Source organism: Streptomyces omiyaensis, from assembly GCF_014650895.1.
In the GTDB taxonomy this organism is placed as follows: domain Bacteria; phylum Actinomycetota; class Actinomycetes; order Streptomycetales; family Streptomycetaceae; genus Streptomyces; species Streptomyces omiyaensis.
The window spans coordinates 282,829-306,548 of record NZ_BMVV01000008.1; the positions used below are offsets into that span (position 1 = coordinate 282,829).

Sequence of the window (23,720 nt, forward strand, 5' to 3'; positions counted from 1 at the left end):
CCCCCGGGGGTGGGTAGAACACCCCTGATGACCACCACCCTGCGGCCGACCGAGCCGCTCCAGCACTCCGCCGACGGCGGCCGTTCGCGCGCCTACGACATCTGCGTGAACAGCCGCCGGGTCGGCTCCGTCCGCATCGCCACCGATCCGGCCTTCGGCGCCGCCTCGGGGCTGATCGAGAACCTCCGGGTGGACGAGCCGGACCGCGGCCGGGGCCGCGGCACCGTGGCGGCGCTCGCCGCCGAGGAGGTGCTGCGCGGCTGGGGCTGCGCGGAGGTGCAGATATCGGTGCCCGCCGACGCCGCGGCCGCCCTCTCCATGGCCCGCGCCCTCGGCTACGCCGAGCGCAGCCGGAACATGGTGAAGGAGCTCTCCGGCGAGGTGCCGGCGCTCCCGTCCGGCGTGCGGACCCGTCCGATGACGGGCGAGGAGTTCGCGGAGTGGGAGGAGGGCGCCCGGGAGGCCTTCGCCCGCAGCTGGACCGACCGGGGCGTCCCCGAGGAGCGGGCCCGCGCCAAGGCGGAGGCGAGCCACCGCGAGCTGCTGCCCCGGGGGCTCGACACCCCCGGCACCGCGATCCGGGTGGTCGTCCTCGACGGCCGGGTCGTGGGCCACGTGTGGACCGGCGTGCGGGAGCTGGAGCCCGGGGTGAGCGCCGGGTACGTGTACGGCATCGAGGTCGGCGGGGAGCAGCGCGGCCGGGGGTACGGCCGGGCGCTGATGCTGCTCGCCGAGCGCGTGACGCGGGAGGCCGGGGAGACCCTGCTCGGACTGCACGTCTTCGCGGGCAACACCCCGGCGATCCGTCTCTACGAGTCGCTCGGCTACCGCACGACGTACGTCAACAGCGCCAAGCCGCTGCTCTGAGCGCGGCGGGCGGAGCGGGCGCGGCGGGCGGAGCGGGGGTCAGCCGGCCGACAGGCGGTCGGCGATCTCCTCGATCCGGGCCCGCAGGCCCTCCTGGCTCTTGCCGCCGTCGAGGCGCTCCCCGCCGATGACGTAGGTCGGAGTGCCGGTGATCTTGAGGGCCTGGCCCTCGGCCTGGTCGGCGTCGACGGTCAGCAGGTGCCGGCCGTCGATCAGGGCCGTGTCGAACTCCTCGGCGTCCAGGCCGAGTCCGGCCGCCACCTCCAGGAGCACCGGCTCGCCCCGGTCGCCGAGGTCGGCGGTCCGGGCCAGCAGCGCCTCCGCGTACGCCCAGCCCCGTCCCTGGTCGGCGGCCTCCTCGGCGGCCTGGGCGGCGGCGTAGGCGTGCTTGTTCTTGGCGAGCGGGAAGTGGCGCAGCTGTACGTCGAGCCGGTCGCCGTACTTCTCGCGCAGCGCGCGGACGTCGTCGAGGGCCTCGAAGCAGTCGGGGCACTGGAGGTCGAACCAGGCCTCCAGGACGACGGGGGAGGCGGGGGACGCGGTGGTGGAATCAGTCATGACGGGCAGTCTTCCAGCCGGAACGCCCGCGACCCCCATCGGCACCGGTCGGCCCCGACCGGGACCTGAGGAGGAGATCCCGCCCGGAACGACCCGGAGATCTCCCTGAGACCGGCCTGCGGGCATGGCCTCCGGGGCTCCGCGCGGTGCAGGATGGAAGGGACGTATCACCCGGGACCTGGAGGACCGCATGCTCGCCGAGACCATCTTCTCCGCGGTGTCCGTGGCGGGCCTGGGCATCGCCGCGATCACGGCGTACCGGAAGAAGTACCTGTCGGCGACGCGGATCGCCGCCTGGGCGCTGGTGCCGCTCGGCCTGGTGATGGCCGGCGCCGTCGAGTGGGCCTTCGACACCGTCTTCAGCCCGGTCGCCTGGGCCGGCTTCGGCGTGCTCGGCGCGGCCTGGCTGCTCCTGATGACGACCCGGGGCGTGGAGCGGCGTCGAGGAGGGCGCAAGGCGGCCGGGGCGGGAGCGGGGCCCGCGGCGGTCGCGCCGGGCGTTTCGGCCCCGGCCCGGGACGCCCTCGCCCGTCCGGCGCGTCCGGCGGCGCGTCCGGCGGCGCAGGGCGGTGACGCCGAGGACTTCAGCGACATCGAGGCGATTCTGAAGAAGCACGGAATCTGACCGCTTCTGGCCGTTGCCTGCCGGGCTGAGACCGGGCGGTGATCCGGAGATCCACGGGAAGGGATGAACCGCCCGGCGGTCCGGCCCTTTCCGGCCTTCCGGGGGTGCGCGGTGCGCGATCATCCCCCCGAGATGCTGGATGCCTCGCGGGAACCCGCCCCCGCCTCCGCCGAGACCGCCCCCGCCGCCGACGCCCCGGTCGACGAACCCAGGGGCTGTCTCTTCGCGCTGTCGCAGCCGCCGCTGATGATCTTCCTGGCGGTGATCGGGGCCCTGCTGCTGATGGCGTCCCTGCACGACCTCTACGTCCTGTGAGGCCCTCCGTCCCGCGGGGCGGACGGTTCCCCGCCCGCGGGGCACCCGGCCGGCGCGCGCCCGGTGCGCGGGATCAGCCGGCGGCCTCCTTGCGGCGGGCGCGGTAGGCGGCCACGTGCAGCCGGTTGCCGCAGGTGCGGCTGTCGCAGTAGCGGCGGGAGCGGTTGCGGGAGAGGTCCACGAAGGCCCGGCCGCAGTCCGGCGCCTCGCACCGCCGCAGCCGCTCGCGCTCGCCCGCGACCACGATGAAGGCGAGGGCCATCCCGCAGTCGGCGGCCAGGTGGTCGGCGACCGAGGCGCCCGGCGCGAAGTAGTGCACGTGCCAGTCGTAGCCGTCGTGGTCGGTGAGCTGCGGGGTGGTGCTCGCGGCGGCCACCAGCTGGTTGATCAGCGGGGCCGCGATCCTGGCGTCGGGGGCGGAGAAGACCGCGGCGAAGCGCTCGCGCACCTCGCGGACGGCCCGCAGGTCCTCCGCGCCGAGCTCGCCCACGTCGCTGATCCGGTGCTCGCGCACGAAGACGCCCAGCGAGGCGAGGTCCGTGAGCGTGTCCTCACGGTCGCCCTGCCCGGCGGTGTTCATGAGATCGACGACGGTGTCGAGGGCGATCCGGGTGTCGTGGGGGATGAGCACGCTTCGCTCCCTGGCCGGCCGCGGGCGGGCGCCCGCGGATGGGAGACGACTCTAGCGCGCCCCGGAAAAGCGCGACGGCGCCCTTCACCGCGCCGGCTGCGCGGTGGGGACGCCGGATGTCGTGCTGTGTGACTGCCCGCGCGGCGCCGTCTCCCCGAGTTAAGACGGCGCCGTGCGGTCCACGGCCTGGCTCAGCTGTCGGCCAGGATGTGGGAGAGCTCGGTATCGAGGTCGAAGTGCCGGTGCTCGGTGCCCGGTGGCACCGCGGCGTCGGTCCGCTTGAGGAACGACTCCAGGGCCCTCGCCGGGGCCTCGAGCAGGGCCTCGCCCTCGGGCGAGCTCAACGCGATGCAGACGACGCCCTGGCCGTGACTACGGGATGGCCAGACCCGGACGTCGCCGGTGCCGGTGGGCCGGTGCAGCCCCTCGGCGAGAAGGTCGCGGGCGAAGACCCACTCGACCGTCTCCTCGGCTCCGGTGTGGAAGGTGGCGTGCACGGCGTACGGATCCGCCGTGTCATACCGCAGGCCCGCGGGTACAGGCAGTGAGGACTCGCTCGACACAACGAGGCGCAGGTGCAGCTCGCAGCTCACCACGGTGTTCATAAGCGCCAGGGCCTTTCGCTCAGTGTGCGCTCGGGGATTCGCACGTCGGCGAAATCGACATGCCACCTCCGGTGGCGTTGTAAACCCCTCTGTCGGTTTTGTGGCCGTTCAGGTAGCTCGGACGGTGGTATGTGACTTTGGGTAATACCGCCATACCGGTGGGGCTGGTGTGTCGGGTAAATTGGCACCATGCATGCGGAGAGTGACGAGCGCGCCCCCGAGCCCAAGAGTGACGACCAGGTCGAACTGGGATCGCGGGCACCCGAGTTCATCAAGTCCCGCAGGGGCCTCCACCTGAGCTGGCGGGTCGGCGTCTTCATCGTCGGACTCGCCGTGATCGGGGCCGGCATCCTCATGCTGGTCTTCCCCGGGCCGGGCTGGCTCGTGATCTTCGCCGGCATGGCGATCTGGGCGACCGAGTTCGACTGGGCGCAGAAGGTCCTCCGCTGGACCAAGCGCAAGGTCACCGAAGCCGCGCAGCGCGCCCTCGACCCCAAGGTCCGGCGTCGCAACATCACCCTCACCGTCATCGGCGCGGTGATCGTCGCCGCCCTGCTCGGCTGGTACCTGTGGAAGTTCGGCATCGTCATGCCCTGGAAGATCGCCGAATGATCCCGACGTGGTTCGGGAGCCCCGCTGACATGCGGTAATGTTTGCGGTGCGCCCGGGCGATTAGCTCAGTGGGAGAGCACTTCGTTCACACCGAAGGGGTCACTGGTTCGAACCCAGTATCGCCCACCACCCGGCACGAGGGCCCGGAGACGATCACCGTCTCCGGGCCCTCGGCGCATCCCGGGACCCGGCTCACCGCATCCGGCCCAGCCGCTCCCGCAGCGCCCGCGCCTCCCGCAGCCGCCGCTCGTACGTCGCCCCCACGGCGAGCAGCAGCGCGCCCGCCGCGGCCGGCGGCAGCCACCGCGGCAGCGCCCCGACCAGCTGCACCACGTACGGCGCCAGCTCGTGCAGTCCCACCAGGGCGACCACCGACCCGCCCAGCACCAGCGGCGCCCGCAGACGGAACCTCGCTCCCAGCAGCGTCACCGCGAGCGCCGCCGTCCCCAGCAGCAGCGGACGCTCCCAGGAGGGGTCCGACCAGACCGCCGCCAGGCTCGGCACCAGCGTCACCGCCAGACCCGGGCCGTACGCCGTCCAGGACGGGACCGCGGGGTCCCGGCGCCGTCGCAGCAGCCCCACCACCAGCACCGGCACCGTCACCGGCAGGGTGTACGCCTCCGGGACCGTCACGCCCCAGACCGCGAGCCGCACCCAGGCCGCGGCCAGGAACAGCGCCCCGGCCGCCCAGGAGGCCGCCCGTCGCCGCTCGGGCCGCAGCGCGGTCGCCGCCGCGACCACCCCGCCCAGCGCCAGCGCCAGGGCGAGCAGCGCCGGCCGCGGCGCCGTGAGCGCCACCGCCACCACGCCCACCGCCGCCCCCGTGAGCTCGGCCGCCGCCGACCGGAACCGCGCGGCCAGCGCCGCCGTCCCCGCCGGGACCACCAGCAGCACGAGGCCCGTCACGGACGGCGCCAGCCCCGCAGCGCCCGCCCCGGCCGCCGTCAGGCCCGCCGCCGCGAGCACCGCCGCCCCGGCCGCCGTCTCGCGGGCCGCGCCGGCGCCGAGCGCCGCCGCCACCGCGAACAGCCCCAGCAGCGCGCCCAGCACCCCGAAGGTCGCCGCCCGCGCGTCCAGCGCCAGGAGGGCCACCGAGCCGGCCGAGGCCACCGCGGCCGCCAGGGCCGTCCCCGCGAGCAGCGCGCCCGGCCGGAGCGGCGCGACCGCCCCGGACGCCCAGGCCGCGCCCCAGGTGCCCGCCGGCCCCTCCGGTCCCGGCTCCGGCCGGGGTGCCGGCTCGGGCAGGCCGCGGGCCGCGAGCCCCGGCCGCACCGCCAGCGCGAGCGCCGCGGCCACCGTCACCAGCCGCACGGCGAGCCCCGCCGCGTACGGCAGGCCCAGCGAGACCGGGAGCGCCGTGAGCAGCGCCCACCCCAGCACCACCGCGCCCCACCGGCCCCACAGCCGCCCCGTCGCCGCCGCCGCGCCCGCGCCGAGCAGCAGCACCAGCGCCGCCGTCGCCGGATGGCCGGCGGCCACCGGCTCCGCGTGGACCCCCGACCAGACGCCTCCGCTCCGGGCCGCGGGCCCCAGCAGGCCCCCCAGCACCGGCGGCAGCGCCCACAGCACGCCCAGCGCCGCGACCCCGCCCCCGGCCCACCCGAACCCGGCGCGTACCGGCTCCGGCACCCGCAGGGCCCGCACCGGACGCCACAGCGCCGCCAGGGCCAGGCCGCAGGCCACGTACACCGGCACCGCCCACTCCGCCGGCAGGGCGGCCCGCAGCGGCCCGCCGACGCCCGCCACCGCCGCCAGACCGGCCACCGCGGCCAGCGCGGCGCCCGCCGGGCGGACCGCCCGCGCCCCGTACAGGCAGAGCGCGGCGCAGGCGAGGAGCAGCGGAGCGCCGGTCCACGGGCTCGTCAGCGAGAGCCAGGCGCAGGTCGGCAGCGTCCACAGCGCGAGCACGCCCGCCGCCGCCCCCGCCGTGATCCGCACCGCGAGCCCCGCCGGCCGCGCGACCAGCAGCAGGTCCCCCGCCGCCGTCAGCAGCGCCGCCCACGCCACCGCCGCCGGACCGCCCCCGGCCGCGAGCGTGCCCAGCGGCAGCGCGAGCTGCGCCGCCGCCACCGCCGCCGGCAGCGGGAGCCGCAGCCCCCGCAGCAGCCCGCCGTACCCGGCCCACACGCCCGCCAGGACCGCCGAGGCCACCGCCGTGTAGCCGAGCCCGTCCGTCCCCGGCAGCGCCACCCGGTGCAGGGCGTACGCGTCGAGCACCGTCAGGACCAGCCCCACCGCGCCCAGCGCCTCCGCCGTCGACGCCAGCCCCCGCCGCAGCAGCACCGCCGGCGCGGCCAGCGCCGCCGACGTCACCACGAGCAGCACCGCCGAACGCCCGGCGATGCCCAGCGAACCCCAGCTCACCAGCGTGAAGGCGAGCGCCGCGATCGCCAGCAGCGTCCCGCCCAGCGTCAGCAGCGCGTTCTGCGCCCCGCGCGGCGAGGTCTCCGCGGGCGCCGCACCCCCCGGCGGCGGCACGGCCGGCCGGCCGGCGGGGGAGTGCAGCACGCCCAGCAGCCACGCCCGACGGGCCAGCAACTCCGCGCGCCGCGCGTCGAGTCGGACCAGTTCGAGGTCGACGCGGCGCAGCTCCTCGACCGGGGGCAGTCTCATGTCCATGACCGGAGTGTCGCGCCGCGCCCGCGCCCGGGGAATGCGCGCTGCTACTCAGATCCGGTCCGAGTACCCACACTGGAGCCATGGACTGGTGCCGGTACCGCTTCCGCAGCGTCTGGCGGCTCGACGCCCCGCCCGACCGGGTCTACGCCGTCCTGGCCCGCGCCGAGGAGTACCCCCGCTGGTGGCCCCAGGTCCGCTCCGTCGTGCCGCGCGACGCCGCCACCGGCACCGCCCGCTTCCGCTCCGTCCTCCCTTACGACCTCCACGTCACCGTCCGCGCCCTGCGGCAGGACCCGGGGGTCCGCGTCCTGGAGGTCCGGCTCGACGGCGACCTGGAGGGCTGGGCCCGCTGGACCGTCACCCCCGACGGTGCCGGCACCCGTGCCCTGTACGAGCAGGAGGTCGAGGTCAGGGCGCGGCTGCTGCGCCTCCTCGCCGTCCCCGGCCGGCCCTTCTTCCGCGCCAACCACGCCCTGATGATGCGCGGGGGGAGGCGGGGGCTCGCCGGCCGCCTGCTCTCCGAATGAATTTGGAGCCCGGCCCGGGATCCCTGTATGGTTCAACCCGTTCCCGGGCGATTAGCTCAGCGGGAGAGCACTTCGTTCACACCGAAGGGGTCACTGGTTCGATCCCAGTATCGCCCACCGGGAGAGGCCGGTCCGTCATCACGACGGACCGGCCTCAGCCGTTTCCGGCCGCCTCACGCCGCCTTCCGCAGCTCCTGGCGGAGCGGCCACGCCGGATCCACCAGCTCCGGCGTCCCCTGCCGGGTGAACCACGCCTGGAGCCCCCGCGCCTGCGCCGCGTGCCACACCGCCTGGAGCGTGTGCAGCTCCGCCGGCGACAGCCGCTCCAGCCGGGAGGCGAACCGCCGCCCGACCGCCCGGACCACCTCCATCGCCGCCGTGGCGTCCGCCGCCGCGTCGTGCGCCCCCGCCAGCTCCACCTCGTAGTGCGCGCACAGGTCCGTCAGCGTCCGGCGGCCCTTGCGGTACCGGTCCAGATGCTTGTCCAGCACCCGCGGATCGAGCACGCACAGCGCGGTGTGCTCCAGGTAGCGGCCCAGCGTCGACGCCCGATGGCGCCTCAGCTCCCGGTCCAGGATGGTGAGGTCGAACGGCGCGTTCATCACCACCAGCGGCCGGCCGGCCGCGTTCTGCTCCGCCAGGGCGCGCCCCAGCTCCTCCATCACGGGGGACGGCCAGCGGCCGTTCCGCTGGAGGTGGTCGTCCGTCAGTCCGTGGACCGCCGTGGCCCCTTCCGGCACCGGGACGCCCGGATTGACCAGCCAGCGGGTCACCCGGGGCCGCGCTCCGGCGGCGTCCTGGACGACCAGAGCGGCGGACACGATCCGGTCCTGCTCGACGTCCACTCCGGTCGTCTCCGTGTCGAAAGCGGCCAGGGGCCCTTCGTACCAGTTCGTCGTCATAGCCGAACTCCTCGCACACGCGCGGCAGATGGCCAACCCCCTGCCCCGAAGCGGTGATACCCGCCCTGTTTGCGCCGTACGCGGACCGGTGACAACAGGGGTGACGGGGGAAGGACGTTCACATGGCGCTCGCCCAGCCCGAGTCGGGAGGACTGCCGCCCCAGCGGGTGGCCCCGGCCCGCGGTTCACTCGCCACCACCGCCTGCATGGAGACCCTCCAGGTGGCCTACCTGCACGCCGTCGCCGCGGCGGCGGGCTGCTCGCTCGGGCAGCCCTTCCCGGACAACGGCATCGACTGGCACGTGAGCCACGGCTCGCCCGCACACACCGTCGACGACGAGGTCACCATCAAGGTGCAGCTCAAGTGCACCTACCAGCTGCCGCCCCACCCCAAGGGGAGCACCTTCCCCTTCACCCTCGACAACGACCACCTGGTCAAGCTCGCCCGGTCCCCCGTGGCCGTGCACAAGATCCTGGTCGTGATGATCGCCCCGAGAGACCCGGAGGACTGGCTGCGCGCGAGCCACGACCGGCTCGACCTGCGGCACTGCTGCTACTGGATGAACCTGGCCGGGCACCCGGTCACCGGACGCCACCGGACCACCGTGCGCGTCCCCACGGCGCGGATCTTCGACGACCGGGCGCTCTGCGAGATCATGACCCGGGTCGGCCGGGGAGGGAGACCCTGATGCACCGACCGATCGACGAGTCCGGACACGGGACGGGAGGCGGCGCCGGGCGCGGCCCCGTCCCGCCTCCGTACCGGCCCCACCCCGTGCCGTCCGCCGGCCCCGCCGGCTCCTGGACCGACCCCGGCGACGGCGTGCCCGACCCCGGCCGGGTCGACCCGCGCGTCCTCGGTGCCCTCCTCGCCCGGCACGGCTGGCGGCGCCGCGGCGGGCCGGCCGGCCGGTACGGACGGTGGACGCCGCCCGGCGACGGGCCGGGCGGCGGCACCAGCCTCCTCGTCCCCGACACCCTGGCCTTCCCCGACAGCGAGGAGCTGATCGGGGAGGCCCTCACGGCGCTCGCCCGCAGCGGCACCCCCGCCGCGCGCGAGGTCCTCACCGGCCTCGCCGTCCCCAGCGACGAGATCCGCTGGTGGCGCGAGGTGCCCCCGGGGCCGGCCGGCACCGTCCCCTGGCCCGCGCAGGAACAGCTCCGCGCCGCCGCCCGCGGCGTCCTCCTGGCCGGCGCCCTCGCCGTGCGCGGCCGGGCCGGGTACCACGGCTCCCGGCACCGCTCCGCCGCGCGGGCCGCCCTCGACGCGGTCCTCGTCGGCACCGACCCCGGCGGCCGCGCGCTGACCGCCTTCCTGCCCGTCCCGCCGGGCCGCCCCCTCGCCGTCCGGCTCCACCACGCCCTGCACGCCGCCCGCGAGGCCGTCGACTACCAGCGCGCCACCAACGGCATGGAGGCCTTCGACTCGGCCGTCGAGGCCGGTGTCAGCCGCGAGCTCACCGAGGCGCTCGTCGCCCTCGTCCGGGGTACGGAAGGCGTCCGCATCGCCCTCGCCTGGGCGCCGGCCGCCGGCGTCCCGGACGGCTGCGCCGCCCGGCCCGAGCCCGTCGAGTTCTCGCCCGGCGACCTGCCCGCGCTCCGCGAGGCGAGTGCCCGCTACCTCACGGACGAGCCCTCCGTCCCCGTCCGGATCACCGGCGCCGTCGTCCGGCTCCGCCGTTCCGGGCCGCGCGGCGGGGGCACGGTCAAGCTCCGGGTGCTCGGCGGCGCCGAGGTGGGCCACGTCCGGGTCGCCCTCGACGAGGAGGCGTACCGCACCGCCGGCCACGCCCACCTCGTCGGCCTCCCCATCCGGGTCGTCGGCCGCCTGGAGAGCCGCGGCGGCTTCCGGCGGCTCGCCGACGCCTCGGACGTGGTCCCGGTGCAGGTGGACGAGGCCGAGCGGGACCGCCTGATGAAGTCGCTGCACGAGGACCTCGACTACTTCGAGGAGGCGTGCGGGCCGGGGGAGTAGCGGCGAGCGGCGAGCGGCCGGGCCCGTAAGATCGAGGGGACGCGGCACCTCGTCTCTGCCGCGCGCCACCGACGCCGGCACCTCGTGTCTGCCGGCGCCCCGATGCATGGAGTACCCGTGTCCGAAGTCCGTGTGACCGTCCCGACCGCCTCAGGACCCGAGGAGAGGACGGTGAGCGCGGGCACCACGGCCGGCGCCCTGTTCGCCGACGACCGCACCGTCATCGCCGCCCGCGTCGCGGGCGAGCTGAAGGACCTCTCGTACGAGCTCGCCGAGGGCGACGTCGTCGAGGGCGTCGAGATCGGCTCCGAGGACGGCCTGAACATCCTGCGCCACTCCACCGCGCACGTCATGGCCCAGGCCGTGCAGGAGCTCTTCCCCGAGGCCAAGCTGGGCATCGGCCCGCCGGTCCGCGACGGCTTCTACTACGACTTCGACGTCGAGAAGCCGTTCACGCCCGAGGATCTCAAGGCCATCGAGAAGAAGATGCAGGAGATCCAGAAGCGCGGCCAGCGCTTCGCCCGCCGCGTCGTCACCGACGAGGACGCCCGCGAGGAGCTCGCCGACGAGCCGTACAAGCTGGAGCTCATCGGCATCAAGGGCTCCGCGTCGACCGACGACGGTGCGAACGTCGAGGTGGGCGGCGGCGAGCTGACCATCTACGACAACCTGGACGCCAAGACCGGCGAGCTGTGCTGGAAGGACCTCTGCCGCGGTCCCCACCTGCCCACCACCCGGAACATCCCGGCGTTCAAGCTCATGCGCAACGCGGCCGCCTACTGGCGCGGCAGCGAGAAGAACCCGATGCTCCAGCGCATCTACGGCACCGCCTGGCCGTCGAAGGACGAGCTGAAGGCCCACCTCGACTTCCTGGCCGAGGCCGAGAAGCGCGACCACCGCAAGCTGGGCAACGAGCTCGACCTCTTCTCCGTCCCGGACGAGATCGGCTCCGGCCTCGCCGTCTTCCACCCCAAGGGCGGCATCATCCGCCGGGTCATGGAGGACTACTCGCGCAAGCGGCACGAGGAGGAGGGCTACGAGTTCGTCTACTCGCCGCACGCCACCAAGGGCAAGCTGTTCGAGAAGTCGGGCCACCTCGACTGGTACGCCGAGGGCATGTACCCCCCCATGCAGCTCGACGAGGGCGTGGACTACTACCTCAAGCCCATGAACTGCCCGATGCACAACCTGATCTTCGACGCGCGCGGGCGCTCCTACCGTGAGCTGCCGCTGCGCCTGTTCGAGTTCGGCACCGTGTACCGGTACGAGAAGTCGGGCGTCGTCCACGGCCTGACCCGCGCCCGCGGCTTCACCCAGGACGACGCGCACATCTACTGCACCCGCGAGCAGATGGCGGACGAGCTCGACCGCACCCTGACCTTCGTCCTGAACCTGCTCCGCGACTACGGTCTGACCGACTTCTACCTGGAGCTGTCGACCAAGGACCCGGAGAAGTTCGTCGGCTCCGACGAGGTGTGGGAGGAGGCCACCGCCGTCCTCCAGCAGGTCGCCGAGAAGCAGGGCCTGCCGCTCACCCCCGACCCGGGCGGCGCCGCCTTCTACGGCCCGAAGATCTCGGTCCAGGCGCGGGACGCCATCGGCCGCACCTGGCAGATGTCGACCGTCCAGCTCGACTTCAACCTGCCGGAGCGCTTCGACCTGGAGTACACCGCCCCGGACGGCACCAAGCAGCGCCCGGTCATGATCCACCGCGCGCTCTTCGGCTCGATCGAGCGGTTCTTCGCGGTGCTCCTGGAGCACTACGCGGGCGCCATGCCGCCGTGGCTGGCCCCGGTCCAGGCGACCGGCATCCCGATCGGCGACGCGCACGTCGACTACCTGCAGGAGTTCGCCGCCAAGGCGAAGAAGCAGGGGCTGCGCGTGGAGGTCGACTCCTCCTCGGACCGGATGCAGAAGAAGATCCGCAACGCGCAGAAGCAGAAGGTCCCCTTCATGATCATCGCGGGTGACGAGGACATGGCCGCCGGCGCCGTCTCCTTCCGCTACCGCGACGGTTCGCAGGAGAACGGCATCCCCGCCGACGAGGCCATCGCCAAGATCGCCAAGATCGTCGAGGAGCGCGCCCAGGTCTGACGGCCGGCGCGGCTTCAGGAGGCCCCCGGGAAGTCCCCCGGGGGCCTCTCCCCGTTCCCCGGCTTCTCGTCCTCCCGGGTGAAGGCCTGGATCAGCCAGGACGAGAAGGAACCCGTCACCGCGCCCAGCAGCGCCAGCCCGCAGGCCATCAGGCCGACCGCGACCGTCCTGCCGATCGGCGTCACCGGGGTCACGTCGCCGTAGCCGACCGTCGCCAGGGTGGCGCAGGCCCACCAGACCGAGTCGCCGAAGGTGAGGATCGTGGCGCCGGGGGCGTCGGCCTCGTGGTGGTAGACGGTGAGCGCGGCGGTGAAGCCGAGCAGGGAGACCGAGAGGCCGGAGTAGACCATCACCCGGGCGTAGAGGCCGAGCCGCGGCTGGCCCCGGCGGCGCTGCACCCGGTCGTAGAGCGCCACCATCCGGACCGGGCGCAGCAGCGGCAGCAGGAGGACCACCGTGTCCAGCAGGTGGGTCCGGACGAAGCGGAGCGGGTGCAGGCCGCTGAGCCGGAGCCGCACCACGTAGTCCGTGACGAAGACCGCCCAGGCGCCGAGGACGACCCCGACGCAGAGGTCCACGCCGAGCCTCGGGAGGTGGTCGCGGGCGAGGACCCGGACCGCGTACCCCGCGAGGTAGGCGAGTGAGGCCACGGCGAGCGGCAGCTCCATGCGGCGGTCCCAGCATTCCTGGCGGGGCGGTTTCGGGGGCCTTTCGCTCATCGGATCAGGATCACCCGCGAAGGCTTCGCTCGCCCCGCCGACACGTTCCGAACGGGCGAAGCAATATGCTGCACGGCATGACGACTGAGCCGGAGCAGCAGATCGGAGTGGGGGCGCCGGACGCGTTCCAGCGCCTGTGGACGCCTCACCGGATGGCCTACATCCAGGGCGAGAACAAGCCGACCGGGCCGGGGGCCGACGACGGCTGTCCGTTCTGCTCGATCCCGTCGAAGTCGGACGAGGACGCGCTGGTGATCGCCCGGGGCGGCAGCGTGTACGCGGTCCTCAACCTGTACCCGTACAACGGCGGACACCTGATGGTCGTCCCGTACCGGCACGTCGCCGACTACACGGACCTGGACGCCGCGGAGACGGCCGAGCTCGCCGACTTCACCAAGCGCGCGATGGTCGCGCTGCGCGCCGCGTCGGGTGCGCACGGCTTCAACATCGGGATGAACCAGGGCGCCGTGGCGGGGGCCGGGATCGCCGCCCACCTGCACCAGCACGTCGTGCCCCGCTGGGGCGGCGACACCAACTTCATGCCGGTCGTCGGTCACACCAAGGTGCTCCCGCAGCTGCTCGCGGACACCCGGAAGATGCTGGCCGACGCCTGGCCGGCCACCGTCTGAACCGTCGTGTCCGTACGGCCCCGGGGCGCGCGCCCCGGGGCCGTCGGCGTTCCCGCGGGCGGCGGTCAGGCGTCGTAGACGTCGGCCTTCCTCGGACCGGCCTCCTGCACGCCCCCGCCCAGGACGAGGGAGCGGTTGGTGAAGCGCTCGGTGTCCACGTTGTGCTCGTCGAGGAAGCGGATGGTCGCGGTGTGGACGGCGCGGAGCACGGGGGTGGCCATGCGGATGGCGTCGTCGGCCATGAAGCGGTTCTTCCAGAGCGGGCCGGCCCAGACGTGCCGGAGGCCGAAGGGCTCGGGCAGGCTCATCTTGCCGCCGAGGAACTCCAGGACCGGCGGGTACCAGGTGAGCGGGGCGCGGACGGCGAGCCGGACGATGTCGTCGGTGCCGAGCAGCGGCTGGGGGATCTCCTTGGTCTCCCAGAAGCGGACGGTCTTCGAGACCTCCTTGGACTTCCCCTTGGGCTTGGTGGTGAAGAGGCCGTGGACGGGGCCGAGGGCGTGCCCGGTGACCTCGATGCGCAGGGTGTGGTGGAGCGAGGTGACGGTCACCATCATGGTGAGCACCACGTTCCCGTCCCAGAGGGTGAACTGGACGCCCAGGTAGTGGCGGTTGCCGGCGTCGAACTGCTGCTCGTTGCAGATGCGCTGTATCTCGTGCGGCTTGACCTGGAAGTGGACGATGTTGTCGCCCTCGGGGCGGGAGACCTCGTCGGCGCCCTCGCCCACCGGGGAGACGATCCAGTGCTTCACGGTCGGCTTGGGGAAGCCGGTCTTGAGGGAGCCGCGCTCCAGGAGGGTGAGCTGGTCGTGGATCTTGCGGATCAGGTCCCAGGCGCGGAAGTCGTGCATCTCGCGGCCCGCGACGGGCACCAGCTCCTCGGCCAGGGTCCAGCTGCCCCAGCGGGTGCCGAGGCCGAGGATGCCCTTGGGGCCGGCGTAGAAGACCACGTTGGACTGCTGCTCGGCGGCGAGCTTCTCCAGGTTGAGACGGAGCTCCTCGGCGGACTTCTCGCCCGGGTCCTTGGGGACGGACTCGGGGACCTGGGCGCCGACGCCGCCGCCGCTGAGCAGCCCGGTCCAGCGCTCGCGGAGGTCCATGGCGGCGGTCAGGCAGATCCGGCTCGCCAGGTACCAGCCGACGACCGGGGCGACCATCATCGCCCGCAGGTAGTTGGGCAGCACCCCGTCGAAGGGGAGCTTGAGCAGGAAGAGGACGGCGACGAGGCCGAAGGCCCAGAGCAGGACGGTGCCGATGAGGCTGGTCCGCTTGTTCTCGGAGCCGGCGGCGGTGCGGCGCAGGTGGATCAAGCCGAGCCAGAGGAGCAGGCCGGGCAGGAAGAGGACGCCGCAGACGAAGGTGACGAGGGTCAGCTTGACGTCGCGGCGGCGGCGGATGTGGGTGGCGGCGAGGCAGTGCTCCACCACCGGCTGGGGCTCGGCGCCGAAGGACTGGATGAGGGCCTTGCGGCCGCCGCCGAGCATGCGGACCTGCACGGCCCGCGAGAAGGCCTCGCCGAGGTCGGGGCGGAAGAGCTTCTCCCACTTCCCCTTCTTGATCCCGGTCTTGTAGTACTCGTTGTCGGCTTCCTGGATGGTCTCCAGGGGGCTGTCCCGGTACGCGGCCGAGGCCAGCGCGTTCGTCGCACCGGTCAGGCCGCTGCCGCCCTGGAGCGGGATCTGTGCCCCCGGTCCGAAACCGTCGATCGCCACTTGTGCCCCCATCACCGCGAGTACCTGTGCGGGCTGTTCCCGACTGCCGCGCCCGGCACGCCTTCCGAGCTGGGCACCACAGCGTAACCGGGTGGCGTGGTATGCGTCACGGGCTGTGGACAACCGCGACCGGAACCCGTCCGCCCGCCGGGGGCGGGACGGACGGGAACCGCTGCCGTCGCGTCAACTAGGGTCGCTTTCCGGTCTGTTCGCGGAGGCGTTCGGCGATCTGAGGGGGCATCGGTTCGTGCCGGGCGTAGCTGCGGTCGAAGCGGCCCGTGCCGTGGGAGACGGACCGCAGGTCGACGGCGTACCGGCCGATCTCGATCTCCGGCACCTCGGCCCGGACGACCGTGCGGCCGGGACCGGCCTGGTCGGTGCCGACGACCCGGCCGCGACGCCCCGACAGGTCGCTCATCACCGCGCCGACGTACTCGTCGGGGACGAGCACCCGGACCTCGGCGACCGGCTCCAGGAGGTGGACCGGGACCTCGGCGGCCGCCTCGCGCAGGGCGAGCGCCCCGGCCGTCTGGAAGGCGGCGTCGGAGGAGTCCACCGAGTGGGCCTTGCCGTCCCGCAGGGTGACCCGGACGTCGACCAGCGGGTGCCCGGCGGCGACGCCGCGCGCGGCCTGGGCCCGTACGCCCTTCTCGACGGAGCCGATGAAGGGACGGGGGACCGCGCCGCCCACCACCTTGTCGACGAACTCGATGCCGCTGCCCGGCGGGAGCGGCTCGACGTCGATCTCGCAGATCGCGAACTGGCCGTGTCCGCCGGACTGTTTGACGTGCCGTCCGCGGCCGGAGGCGGCGGCGCCGAAGGTCTCGCGCAGCGGCACCCGGTAGGGGACCGCGTCGACGCGCACCCCGTAGCGGCCGCGCAGCCGCTCCAGGACGACGTCCTGGTGGGCCTCGCCGAGGCACCAGAGCACGACCTGCCCGGTGTCCTGGTTCTGTTCGAGGCGGAGGGTCGGGTCCTCGGCGACGATTTTGGCCAGGCCCTGCGAGAGACGGTCCTCGTCGGCCTTGGAGTGCGCCTCGACGGCGAGCGGCAGCAGCGGCTCGGGCATGGTCCAGGGGGCGATGAGGAGCGGGTCGTCCTTGGCGGAGAGGGTGTCGCCGGTCTCGGCGCGGCCGAGCCGGGCGACGCACGCGAGGTCGCCGGCGACGCAGTGCGCCATCGGCCGCTGCTGCTTGCCGAAGGGGGAGGACAGGGCGCCGACCCGTTCGTCGACGTCGTGGTCCTCGTGGCCCCGGTCGGCCAGGCCGTGACCGGAGACGTGCACGGTCTCGTCGGGGCGCAGGGTGCCGGAGAAGACCCGGACGAGGGAGATCCGGCCCTGGTAGGGGTCGGCGGCGGTCTTCACGACCTCGGCGACCAGCGGCCCCTCGGGATCGCAGGCGAGCGGGGGCCGGGGCTCCCCGGAGGGGGTGGTGACGGCGGGCGGCTCGTGCTCCAGCGGGGAGGGGAAGCCGCGCGTGATCAGCTCCAGGAGCTCGACCGTGCCCAGGCCCTGGCCGCCGCCGTCGGCGGCCGGCGCGGCGGCGAGCACGGGGTGGAAGCCGCCGCGGGCGACCGCCTTCTCCAGATCGCCGACGAGGGTCCCGAGGTCGACCTCCTCGCCGCCGAGATAGCGGTCCATCAGGGTCTCGTCCTCGCTCTCGGCGATGATCCCCTCGATGAGCCGGGCCCGCGCGCCGGCGATCGGCCCGAGGTCGGCGTCGCCGGGCGGCAGTTCGCGCCGGACGCCCGTGGAGTAGTCGAGGACCCGCTCCGAGAGCAGGCCGATCAGCCCGGTGGCGGGCGCGTGCCCGTCGGGGCCCTCGGGACCGTGCACCGGCAGGTAGAGGGGGAGGACGGCGTCGGGGTCCTCGGCGCCGAAGAGCTCCGCGCAGACCTCCGTCAGCTCGGCGAAGCCGGTGCGGGCGGTGTCGAGGTGGGTGACGACGATCGCCCGGGGCATGCCGACGGCCGCGCACTCCTCCCAGACCATCCGGGTGGAGGCGGCGACCGCGTCGGCCTCCTGGGCGGCGGAGACGACGAAGAGGGCCGCGTCCGCCGCGCGCAGACCGGCCCTCAGCTCCCCGACGAAATCGGCGTACCCGGGGGTGTCCAGCAGATTGATCTTGAAGCCGTCCCAGCCGACCGGGACGAGGGAGAGCTGGACGGAGCGGTGCTGCCGGTGCTCGATCTCGTCGTAGTCGGAGACGGTCGCCCCGTCCTCGACCCGGCCGGGTCTGCCCAGCGCCCCGGCGGTCTGCGCGAGCGCCTCGACGAGCGTCGTCTTGCCCGAGCCGCTGTGGCCGACCAGCACCACGTTCCGTACCTCCGAGGGCCGGTCGGCCGTCGGTGCCCTGCCGGCGGCCCCGGCGGGGGTCCGCGCCTTGTCGCCCATGATGATCCTCCCGGCCGTGAGACGGTGAGGGGTGGGAGCGGGCGCGGGGGAGTGGCATCGCGGTGCGGCTCCGGCGGTGCCCGCGGGGTGCTCCTTCGAGCTTTGCACCGACGCGGGGACGCGTCCATACGTCGTACACCCGTGGGCCCCCAGGGGTGCCCCGACGCGGCGGGGCGGGTGCGCTCCCGTACCCCGCCACGCGCGTGGCTACGATGGGTGAGCCGGTGGTCATAGGACCGCACGGCCCGCCGAAACCTCGGGAAGGCCATGCTGAACAAGTACGCGCGTGCGTTTTTTACGCGTGTCCTCACACCGTTCGCCGCGTTTCTGCTCCGCCGGGGCGTCAGTCCCGACGCCGTGACGCTGATCGGCACGGCGGGAGTGGTCGCCGGAGCGCTGGTCTTCTTCCCCAGGGGCGAGTTCTTCTGGGGCACGATCGTGATCACGCTCTTCGTCTTCTCCGACCTCGTCGACGGCAACATGGCCCGGCAGGCGGGGATCTCCAGCCGCTGGGGCGCCTTCCTCGACTCGACCCTCGACCGGGTCGCCGACGGGGCGATCTTCGGAGGCTTCGCCCTCTGGTACGCGGGCAAGGGCGACGACAACGTGCTGTGCGCGGTGTCGATCTTCTGCCTGGCGAGCGGTCAGGTCGTCTCGTACACCAAGGCGCGCGGCGAGTCGATCGGCCTGCCGGTCGCGGTCAACGGCCTGGTCGAGCGGGCCGAGCGCCTGGTGATCTCGCTGGTCGCCGCGGGCCTCGCCGGCCTGCACGCCTTCGGCGTGCCCGGCGTCGACGTGCTGCTGCCGATCGCGCTGTGGATCGTGGCCGCCGGTTCGGCCGTGACCCTGGGGCAGCGGGTCGTGACGGTACGCAGGGAAGCGGCCGAGGCGGACGCCGCCCCGGCGGCCGGGGGGAGCGGAGCGGCCTCGTGAGCACACCGAAGGACAAGAGCACACCGAAGGACACGGGCACGCTGAAGGACAGGCTGGCCGACGGGCTGTACGGGCTCGGCTGGGCGACCGTCAAGAAGCTCCCGGAACCGGCGGCCAAGGCCCTCGGCCGGCAGATCGCCGACATCGCGTGGAAGCGGCGCGGCAAGGGCGTGCTGCGCCTGGAGGCCAACCTCGCGCGCGTGGTGCCGGACGCCACGCCCGAGCGGCTCGCCGAGCTGTCGAAGGCCGGCATGCGCTCGTACATGCGCTACTGGATGGAGTCCTTCCGGCTCCCCACCTGGAGCCGCGAACGGGCCGCGAACAGCTTCTCGCTCAAGGACGCCCACCACCTGATGGACGGGCTCGCCTCCGGGCGGGGCGTCGTCCTCGCCCTGCCCCACATGGGCAACTGGGACCTGGCCGGCGTCTGGGTGACCCGCGCCCTCGGAGTGCCCTTCGCCACCGTCGCCGAGCGGCTCAGGCCCGAGTCGCTGTACGACCGCTTCGTCGCCTACCGGGAGTCCCTCGGGATGGAGGTGCTGCCGCACACCGGCGGCGCCGCCTTCGGGACCCTGGCCCGGCGGCTGCGGGCCGGCGGACTGGTCTGCCTGGTGGCCGACCGGGACCTGTCCGCCTCCGGGGTCGAGGTCGCCTTCTTCGGCGAGACCACCCGGATGCCCGCGGGACCGGCCATGCTCGCCCTCCAGACCGGCGCGCTCCTGCTGCCGGTGACCCTCTGGTACGACGACTCCGACGTCATGCAGGGACAGGTGCACGCGCCCGTCGAGGTGCCCGGCTCAGGTGACCGGGCCGCCCGGGCGTCCGTCATGACACAGGCCCTCGCCGACGTCTTCGCCGGGGCCATCGCGGACCATCCGGAGGACTGGCACATGCTCCAGCGCCTCTGGCTGGCGGACCTGGAGGAGCGCACGCCGTGAAGATCGGGATCGTCTGCCCGTACTCCTGGGACGTACCGGGCGGCGTCCAGTTCCACATCCGCGACCTCGCCGAGCACCTGATCCGGCTCGGCCACGAGGTCTCCGTCCTGGCCCCCGCCGACGACGACACCCCGCTGCCGCCGTACGTGGTCTCGGCCGGGCGCGCCGTGCCGGTGTCGTACAACGGCTCGGTGGCCCGGCTCAGCTTCGGCTTCCTCTCCGCCGCGCGGGTCCGGCGCTGGCTGCACGACGGCACCTTCGACGTCGTCCACATCCACGAGCCGACCTCGCCCTCGCTGGGGCTGCTCACCTGCTGGGCGGCGCAGGGGCCGATCGTCGCCACCTTCCACACCTCCAACCCGCGCTCCCGGGCGATGATCGCCGCGTACCCGATCCTCCAGCCGGCGCTGGAGAAGATCAGCGCCCGGATCGCGGTCAGCGAGTACGCCCGCCGCACCCTGGTGGAGCACCTCGGCGGCGACGCGGTCGTCATCCCCAACGGCGTCGACGTCGGGTTCTTCGCCGACGCGGAGCCGAAGGCGGAGTGGCAGGGCGGGACGCTGGGCTTCATCGGGCGGATCGACGAGCCCCGCAAGGGCCTGCCGGTCCTGATGAGGGCCCTGCCCCGGATCCTCACCGAGCGGCCCGGCGCCCGGCTCCTCGTCGCCGGCCGCGGCGACGAGGAGGAGGCGGTGGCCTCGCTGCCCCGGGAGATGCGCTCCCGGGTGGAGTTCCTCGGCATGGTCAGCGACGAGGACAAGGCGCGGCTGCTGCGGAGCGTCGACGTGTACGTGGCGCCCAACACGGGCGGCGAGTCCTTCGGCATCATCCTCGTCGAGGCCCTGTCGGCCGGGGCACCGGTCCTCGCCGCCGACCTGGACGCCTTCGCGCAGGTCCTCGACCAGGGCGCGGCGGGCGAGCTCTTCGCCAACGAGGACGCGGACGCGCTGGCCGAGGCCGCGATCCGGCTGCTCGGCGACCCCGCGCGCCGCGCGGAGCTGAGCGCGCGGGGCTCCGCGCACGTGCGGCGCTTCGACTGGTCCACCGTCGGCGCGGACATCCTGGCGGTCTACGAGACGGTCGCGGACGGCGCGGCGGCGGTCGACACCGACGAGAAGACGGGCGGCCTGCGGGCGAGGCTGGGGCTGTAGGACCCGCCGGCGCGGGCAGGCGTTCCGCCCCCGGCGGAACGCCGCCCCTCACGGGGGCCGCCGGGCGGGCCGGCCGGGTGATCCACGCGACCGCGGCCCGACCTCGGACGCTTCACGCGCCCCGCCGACGCGTGGGACGGGCCCCACGCGCGTGGGGCCCGCGCTCGCCCATCTCGTCCGCCACCCCGCCGGCACCGTCCCCTTCGACACCGGCACGGGCGAGGGCTCGCCGGAGACCGACGCCCCCTACGGCATCGTGCGCCGCCCCCTCGCCGTCCCGCCCGCGGAGGCCGCCCCGCTGGTCGACTGCCCCTGCACCTCGACCGCACCGGCGGCGATCGGCGCTTCCCCGGCACCCCGGCCCTCGTCCGGCGCGCCGAGCTCGCCACCGCGCGGGCGGGCGACCGCACCATCGACTCCCTCCTGCCCGGCGTCGCCTGGACGGAGAGCGGCGGGGAGCACGAGATCGCCCCCGGGACCCCGGTCCTGCCGACGCCGGGACGCGTCGAGGGGCACCAGTCGCTCCTCCTCGACCACGGCGACCGCCTGACGCCCTCGCCGGGCAGGCGTACGACACGGCCGCCGACTTCGGGACGCCGTACCGGTCCCGGCTCGGGCGGCTCGCCGAGCGCGCGGACGGGCGGCCGGTCCGTGTCCCGTTCGCCCGCGACCACGCCCTTCGGGACGGTGTGCCGCACCCGCCCGGGTAGCCTGTGCGCCCGTGACCGAAACCCTGATCTGGACCGTCGTCGCGCTGATCCTCATCGGCGTCTACCTGAGCTGGACCGCCGGACGGCTCGACCGGCTGCACACCCGCATCGACGCGGCGCGCGCCGCGCTCGACGCCCAGCTGCTGCGCCGGGCCTCGGTCACCCAGGAGCTGGCCACCTCCGGAGTCCTCGATCCGGCCGCCTCGATCGTCCTGTACGAGGCCGCGCACGCCGCCCGGCAGGCGGAGGAGGACCACCGGGAGGTCGCGGAGAGCGAGCTGAGCCAGGCCCTGCGGGCGGTCTTCGGCGAGCCCGAGCAGGTGGAGCTGGTACGGGAGGCGCCCGGTGGCGAGGAGGCCGCCGGGGAGCTGGCCGCCGCGGTCCGCCGCGTCCCGATGGCCCGCCGCTTCCACAACGACGCCGTCCGCGCCGCCCGCGCCCTGCGCCGCCACCGCAAGGTCCGCTGGTTCCGGCTCGCGGGCCACGCGCCCTTCCCGATGGCCTTCGAAATGGACGACGAACCGCCGGTGGCCCTGGCCGATCGCCCGTCCTGAGCCCCTGCGGCCTCGGATTCGCGCGAAAAGGATCCACAGCCTGCACATTGGCCCTTGCTGTGGACCGGTCCCGGATTGTTTCCTCGCTCTAGTCGTCAACGCCCCGTTGAACCCGTTGTCACGAGTGAGGTTCCCGTGTCCAGCTCCACCACCCCCCAGACCCCCGAGACCGGCACCGCCCGCGTGAAGCGCGGCATGGCCGAGCAGCTCAAGGGCGGCGTGATCATGGACGTGGTCAACGCCGAGCAGGCGAAGATCGCCGAGGACGCCGGCGCCGTCGCCGTCATGGCCCTGGAGCGGGTCCCCGCGGACATCCGCAAGGACGGCGGCGTGGCCCGGATGTCCGACCCGAACATGATCGAGGAGATCATCGGCGCGGTCTCCATCCCCGTGATGGCCAAGTCCCGCATCGGCCACTTCGTCGAGGCCCAGGTCCTCCAGTCCCTCGGCGTCGACTACATCGACGAGTCCGAGGTCCTCACCCCGGCCGACGAGATCAACCACTCCGACAAGTGGGCCTTCACCACCCCCTTCGTCTGTGGCGCCACCAACCTGGGCGAGGCCCTGCGCCGCATCGCCGAGGGCGCGGCCATGATCCGCTCCAAGGGCGAGGCCGGCACCGGCAACGTCGTCGAGGCCGTCCGCCACCTGCGCCAGATCAAGAACGAGATCGCCAAGCTGCGCGGCTTCGACAACAACGAGCTGTTCGCCGCCGCCAAGGACCTGCGCGCCCCGTACGAGCTCGTCAAGGAGGTCGCCGAGCTCGGCAAGCTCCCCGTGGTCCTCTTCTCCGCCGGTGGCGTCGCCACCCCCGCCGACGCCGCGCTGATGCGCCAGCTCGGCGCCGAGGGCGTCTTCGTCGGCTCCGGCATCTTCAAGTCGGGCGACCCGGCCAAGCGCGCCGCCGCCATCGTGAAGGCCACCACCTTCTACGACGACCCGAAGGTCATCGCGGACGCCTCCCGCAACCTCGGCGAGGCCATGGTCGGCATCAACTGCGACACCCTCCCCGAGTCCGAGCGCTACGCCAACCGGGGCTGGTAAGCACCGATGAGCAGCACCCCCGTGATCGGAGTCCTGGCCCTCCAGGGCGACGTGCGGGAGCACCTGATCGCCCTGGCCGCGGCGGACGCCGTGGCCAGGCCGGTCCGGCGCCCCGAAGAGCTCGCCGAGGTCGACGGCCTGGTCCTCCCCGGCGGCGAGTCCACCACCATCTCCAAGCTGGCCGTCCTCTTCGGCCTCATGGAGCCGATCCGCGAGCGGATCGCCGCGGGCATGCCGGTCTACGGCACCTGCGCCGGCCTGATCATGCTCGCCGACAAGATCCTCGACCCGCGCTCGGGCCAGGAGACCTTCGGCGGCATCGACATGATCGTGCGCCGCAACGCCTTCGGGCGGCAGAACGAGTCCTTCGAGGCCGGAGTCACCGTCACGGGGATAGACACCCCCGTCGAGGGCGTCTTCATCCGCGCCCCGTGGGTGGAGTCCGTCGGCGCCGCGACCGAGGTGCTCGCCGAGCACGAGGGCCACATCGTCGCGGTCCGCCAGGGCAAGGCGCTCGCGACCTCCTTCCACCCCGAGCTCACCGGGGACCACCGCATTCACGAGCTGTTCGTGGACATGGTGCGCGCGGATCGGTGACGTGATCC

Annotated in this window: 23 protein-coding genes and 2 tRNA genes; 17 read left to right on the plus strand and 8 right to left on the minus strand. The window is 74.0% G+C overall.

Annotation, left to right across the window (positions count from 1 at the left end):
* Positions 1–27: 27 nt before the first annotated feature.
* A complete protein-coding gene (locus tag IE287_RS16375) occupies positions 28–867 on the plus strand; it encodes a GNAT family N-acetyltransferase (protein WP_189849778.1) in 840 nt (279 codons plus the stop codon).
* Between the two features lie 39 nt (positions 868–906).
* Here IE287_RS16375 and IE287_RS16380 read toward each other — a convergent pair whose 3' ends face one another.
* The gene (locus IE287_RS16380; protein ID WP_189849779.1) at positions 907–1,425 is read right to left on the minus strand and encodes a DsbA family protein; all 519 of its coding nucleotides are present in this window, start codon (positions 1,423–1,425) and stop codon (positions 907–909) included.
* Positions 1,426–1,615: 190 nt separating this feature from the next.
* Here IE287_RS16380 and IE287_RS16385 point away from each other — a divergent pair, with 190 nt between their 5' ends.
* Both IE287_RS16385 and IE287_RS16390 read left to right on the plus strand, forming a co-directional pair.
* A complete protein-coding gene (locus tag IE287_RS16385) occupies positions 1,616–2,050 on the plus strand; it encodes a hypothetical protein (protein ID WP_189849780.1) in 435 nt (144 codons plus the stop codon).
* A gap of 132 nt (positions 2,051–2,182) precedes the next feature.
* Positions 2,183–2,365, plus strand: coding sequence for a hypothetical protein (locus IE287_RS16390; protein WP_189849781.1), 183 nt, complete (start codon positions 2,183–2,185; stop codon positions 2,363–2,365).
* A gap of 73 nt (positions 2,366–2,438) precedes the next feature.
* Here IE287_RS16390 and IE287_RS16395 read toward each other — a convergent pair whose 3' ends face one another.
* Both IE287_RS16395 and IE287_RS16400 read right to left on the minus strand, forming a co-directional pair.
* Positions 2,439–2,996, minus strand: a complete 558-nt coding sequence (locus IE287_RS16395; RefSeq protein WP_189849782.1) for a CGNR zinc finger domain-containing protein — start codon at positions 2,994–2,996, stop codon at positions 2,439–2,441.
* A gap of 191 nt (positions 2,997–3,187) precedes the next feature.
* Complete coding sequence (locus IE287_RS16400) at positions 3,188–3,601, minus strand: SsgA family sporulation/cell division regulator (RefSeq protein ID WP_030493555.1); 414 nt, start codon at positions 3,599–3,601, stop codon at positions 3,188–3,190.
* Between the two features lie 189 nt (positions 3,602–3,790).
* On the opposite strand from IE287_RS16400, the gene IE287_RS16405 reads away from it, so the two are divergent.
* Together IE287_RS16405 and IE287_RS16410 are read left to right on the plus strand one after the other, a co-directional pair.
* Positions 3,791–4,213, plus strand: coding sequence for a TIGR02611 family protein (locus IE287_RS16405; protein ID WP_189849783.1), 423 nt, complete (start codon positions 3,791–3,793; stop codon positions 4,211–4,213).
* Between the two features lie 54 nt (positions 4,214–4,267).
* A tRNA-Val gene (locus IE287_RS16410) sits at positions 4,268–4,342 on the plus strand.
* Between the two features lie 63 nt (positions 4,343–4,405).
* Here the strand turns inward: IE287_RS16410 and IE287_RS16415 are convergent.
* Positions 4,406–6,832: an SCO7613 C-terminal domain-containing membrane protein gene (locus IE287_RS16415; protein ID WP_189849784.1), complete on the minus strand. Its 2,427-nt coding sequence runs from the start codon at positions 6,830–6,832 to the stop codon at positions 4,406–4,408.
* A gap of 80 nt (positions 6,833–6,912) precedes the next feature.
* On the opposite strand from IE287_RS16415, the gene IE287_RS16420 reads away from it, so the two are divergent.
* Both IE287_RS16420 and IE287_RS16425 read left to right on the plus strand, forming a co-directional pair.
* Entirely contained in the window at positions 6,913–7,359 is a 447-nt protein-coding gene (locus tag IE287_RS16420) for an SRPBCC family protein (RefSeq protein ID WP_189849785.1), read from the plus strand.
* A 45-nt stretch (positions 7,360–7,404) separates the two neighbouring features.
* Positions 7,405–7,476: transfer RNA gene (locus tag IE287_RS16425), tRNA-Val, on the plus strand.
* Positions 7,477–7,532: 56 nt separating this feature from the next.
* Here the strand turns inward: IE287_RS16425 and IE287_RS16430 are convergent.
* Entirely contained in the window at positions 7,533–8,261 is a 729-nt protein-coding gene (locus tag IE287_RS16430; RefSeq protein ID WP_189849786.1) for a 3'-5' exonuclease, read from the minus strand.
* A 122-nt stretch (positions 8,262–8,383) separates the two neighbouring features.
* Here IE287_RS16430 and IE287_RS16435 point away from each other — a divergent pair, with 122 nt between their 5' ends.
* From IE287_RS16435 to thrS, 3 genes are all read left to right on the plus strand, one after another.
* Positions 8,384–8,950, plus strand: a complete 567-nt coding sequence (locus IE287_RS16435; protein ID WP_189849787.1) for a DUF4365 domain-containing protein — start codon at positions 8,384–8,386, stop codon at positions 8,948–8,950.
* Positions 8,950–10,236: a hypothetical protein gene (locus IE287_RS16440; RefSeq protein ID WP_189849788.1), complete on the plus strand. Its 1,287-nt coding sequence runs from the start codon at positions 8,950–8,952 to the stop codon at positions 10,234–10,236. The genes IE287_RS16435 and IE287_RS16440 overlap by 1 nt, the downstream gene beginning before the upstream one ends.
* Before the next feature lie 117 nt (positions 10,237–10,353).
* A complete protein-coding gene (gene thrS / locus IE287_RS16445) occupies positions 10,354–12,330 on the plus strand; it encodes a threonine--tRNA ligase (protein WP_189849789.1) in 1,977 nt (658 codons plus the stop codon).
* Positions 12,331–12,344: 14 nt separating this feature from the next.
* Here the strand turns inward: thrS and IE287_RS16450 are convergent, their stop codons facing one another.
* Positions 12,345–13,049: a potassium channel family protein gene (locus IE287_RS16450; protein WP_189849790.1), complete on the minus strand. Its 705-nt coding sequence runs from the start codon at positions 13,047–13,049 to the stop codon at positions 12,345–12,347.
* Between the two features lie 65 nt (positions 13,050–13,114).
* Between IE287_RS16450 and IE287_RS16455 the strand changes: the two genes are divergently transcribed.
* On the plus strand, positions 13,115–13,678 hold the full coding sequence (locus IE287_RS16455; RefSeq protein WP_189849791.1) for an HIT family protein: 564 nt from the start codon (positions 13,115–13,117) through the stop codon (positions 13,676–13,678).
* Positions 13,679–13,743: 65 nt separating this feature from the next.
* Here IE287_RS16455 and IE287_RS16460 read toward each other — a convergent pair whose 3' ends face one another.
* Together IE287_RS16460 and IE287_RS16465 are read right to left on the minus strand one after the other, a co-directional pair.
* On the minus strand, positions 13,744–15,402 hold the full coding sequence (locus IE287_RS16460; protein ID WP_189849792.1) for an AbeC-like domain-containing protein: 1,659 nt from the start codon (positions 15,400–15,402) through the stop codon (positions 13,744–13,746).
* A 175-nt stretch (positions 15,403–15,577) separates the two neighbouring features.
* A complete protein-coding gene (locus tag IE287_RS16465) occupies positions 15,578–17,785 on the minus strand; it encodes an elongation factor G-like protein EF-G2 (RefSeq protein ID WP_189849793.1) in 2,208 nt (735 codons plus the stop codon).
* 267 nt (positions 17,786–18,052) lie between these two features.
* On the opposite strand from IE287_RS16465, the gene pgsA reads away from it, so the two are divergent.
* The 6 genes from pgsA (at position 18,053) to pdxT (ending at position 23,712) form a co-directional block, all read left to right on the plus strand.
* Positions 18,053–18,718, plus strand: coding sequence for a phosphatidylinositol phosphate synthase (gene pgsA, locus IE287_RS16470; RefSeq protein WP_189849794.1), 666 nt, complete (start codon positions 18,053–18,055; stop codon positions 18,716–18,718).
* On the plus strand, positions 18,715–19,656 hold the full coding sequence (locus IE287_RS16475; RefSeq protein WP_229883518.1) for a phosphatidylinositol mannoside acyltransferase: 942 nt from the start codon (positions 18,715–18,717) through the stop codon (positions 19,654–19,656). Before pgsA ends, IE287_RS16475 begins: the two co-directional genes overlap by 4 nt.
* On the plus strand, positions 19,653–20,807 hold the full coding sequence (locus IE287_RS16480; protein WP_189849795.1) for a glycosyltransferase family 4 protein: 1,155 nt from the start codon (positions 19,653–19,655) through the stop codon (positions 20,805–20,807). Before IE287_RS16475 ends, IE287_RS16480 begins: the two co-directional genes overlap by 4 nt.
* A gap of 721 nt (positions 20,808–21,528) precedes the next feature.
* A complete protein-coding gene (locus IE287_RS16485) occupies positions 21,529–22,071 on the plus strand; it encodes a hypothetical protein (RefSeq protein ID WP_030745424.1) in 543 nt (180 codons plus the stop codon).
* Positions 22,072–22,206: 135 nt separating this feature from the next.
* Positions 22,207–23,115 (plus strand): pyridoxal 5'-phosphate synthase lyase subunit PdxS, encoded by a 909-nt coding sequence (gene pdxS / locus IE287_RS16490; RefSeq protein ID WP_189849796.1) that lies wholly within the window; start codon positions 22,207–22,209, stop codon positions 23,113–23,115.
* 6 nt (positions 23,116–23,121) lie between these two features.
* Entirely contained in the window at positions 23,122–23,712 is a 591-nt protein-coding gene (gene pdxT / locus IE287_RS16495; protein ID WP_189849797.1) for a pyridoxal 5'-phosphate synthase glutaminase subunit PdxT, read from the plus strand.
* Positions 23,713–23,720: the final 8 nt, after the last annotated feature.

Coding starts and splice junctions, on each gene's coding strand:
- pdxT (WP_189849797.1), top strand. CDS start 23,122: ATGAGCAGCACCCCCGTGATCGGAGTCCTGGCCCTCCAGGGCGACGTG.
- IE287_RS16455 (WP_189849791.1), top strand. CDS start 13,115: ATGCTGCACGGCATGACGACTGAGCCGGAGCAGCAGATCGGAGTGGGG.
- pgsA (WP_189849794.1), top strand. CDS start 18,053: ATGCTGAACAAGTACGCGCGTGCGTTTTTTACGCGTGTCCTCACACCG.
- IE287_RS16420 (WP_189849785.1), top strand. CDS start 6,913: ATGGACTGGTGCCGGTACCGCTTCCGCAGCGTCTGGCGGCTCGACGCC.
- IE287_RS16450 (WP_189849790.1), bottom strand. CDS start 13,049: ATGAGCGAAAGGCCCCCGAAACCGCCCCGCCAGGAATGCTGGGACCGC.
- IE287_RS16435 (WP_189849787.1), top strand. CDS start 8,384: ATGGCGCTCGCCCAGCCCGAGTCGGGAGGACTGCCGCCCCAGCGGGTG.
- IE287_RS16415 (WP_189849784.1), bottom strand. CDS start 6,832: ATGGACATGAGACTGCCCCCGGTCGAGGAGCTGCGCCGCGTCGACCTC.
- IE287_RS16460 (WP_189849792.1), bottom strand. CDS start 15,402: ATGGGGGCACAAGTGGCGATCGACGGTTTCGGACCGGGGGCACAGATC.
- IE287_RS16430 (WP_189849786.1), bottom strand. CDS start 8,261: ATGACGACGAACTGGTACGAAGGGCCCCTGGCCGCTTTCGACACGGAG.
- IE287_RS16375 (WP_189849778.1), top strand. CDS start 28: ATGACCACCACCCTGCGGCCGACCGAGCCGCTCCAGCACTCCGCCGAC.
- IE287_RS16405 (WP_189849783.1), top strand. CDS start 3,791: ATGCATGCGGAGAGTGACGAGCGCGCCCCCGAGCCCAAGAGTGACGAC.
- IE287_RS16400 (WP_030493555.1), bottom strand. CDS start 3,601: ATGAACACCGTGGTGAGCTGCGAGCTGCACCTGCGCCTCGTTGTGTCG.
- IE287_RS16440 (WP_189849788.1), top strand. CDS start 8,950: ATGCACCGACCGATCGACGAGTCCGGACACGGGACGGGAGGCGGCGCC.
- IE287_RS16380 (WP_189849779.1), bottom strand. CDS start 1,425: ATGACTGATTCCACCACCGCGTCCCCCGCCTCCCCCGTCGTCCTGGAG.
- IE287_RS16385 (WP_189849780.1), top strand. CDS start 1,616: ATGCTCGCCGAGACCATCTTCTCCGCGGTGTCCGTGGCGGGCCTGGGC.
- IE287_RS16465 (WP_189849793.1), bottom strand. CDS start 17,785: ATGGGCGACAAGGCGCGGACCCCCGCCGGGGCCGCCGGCAGGGCACCG.
- IE287_RS16390 (WP_189849781.1), top strand. CDS start 2,183: ATGCTGGATGCCTCGCGGGAACCCGCCCCCGCCTCCGCCGAGACCGCC.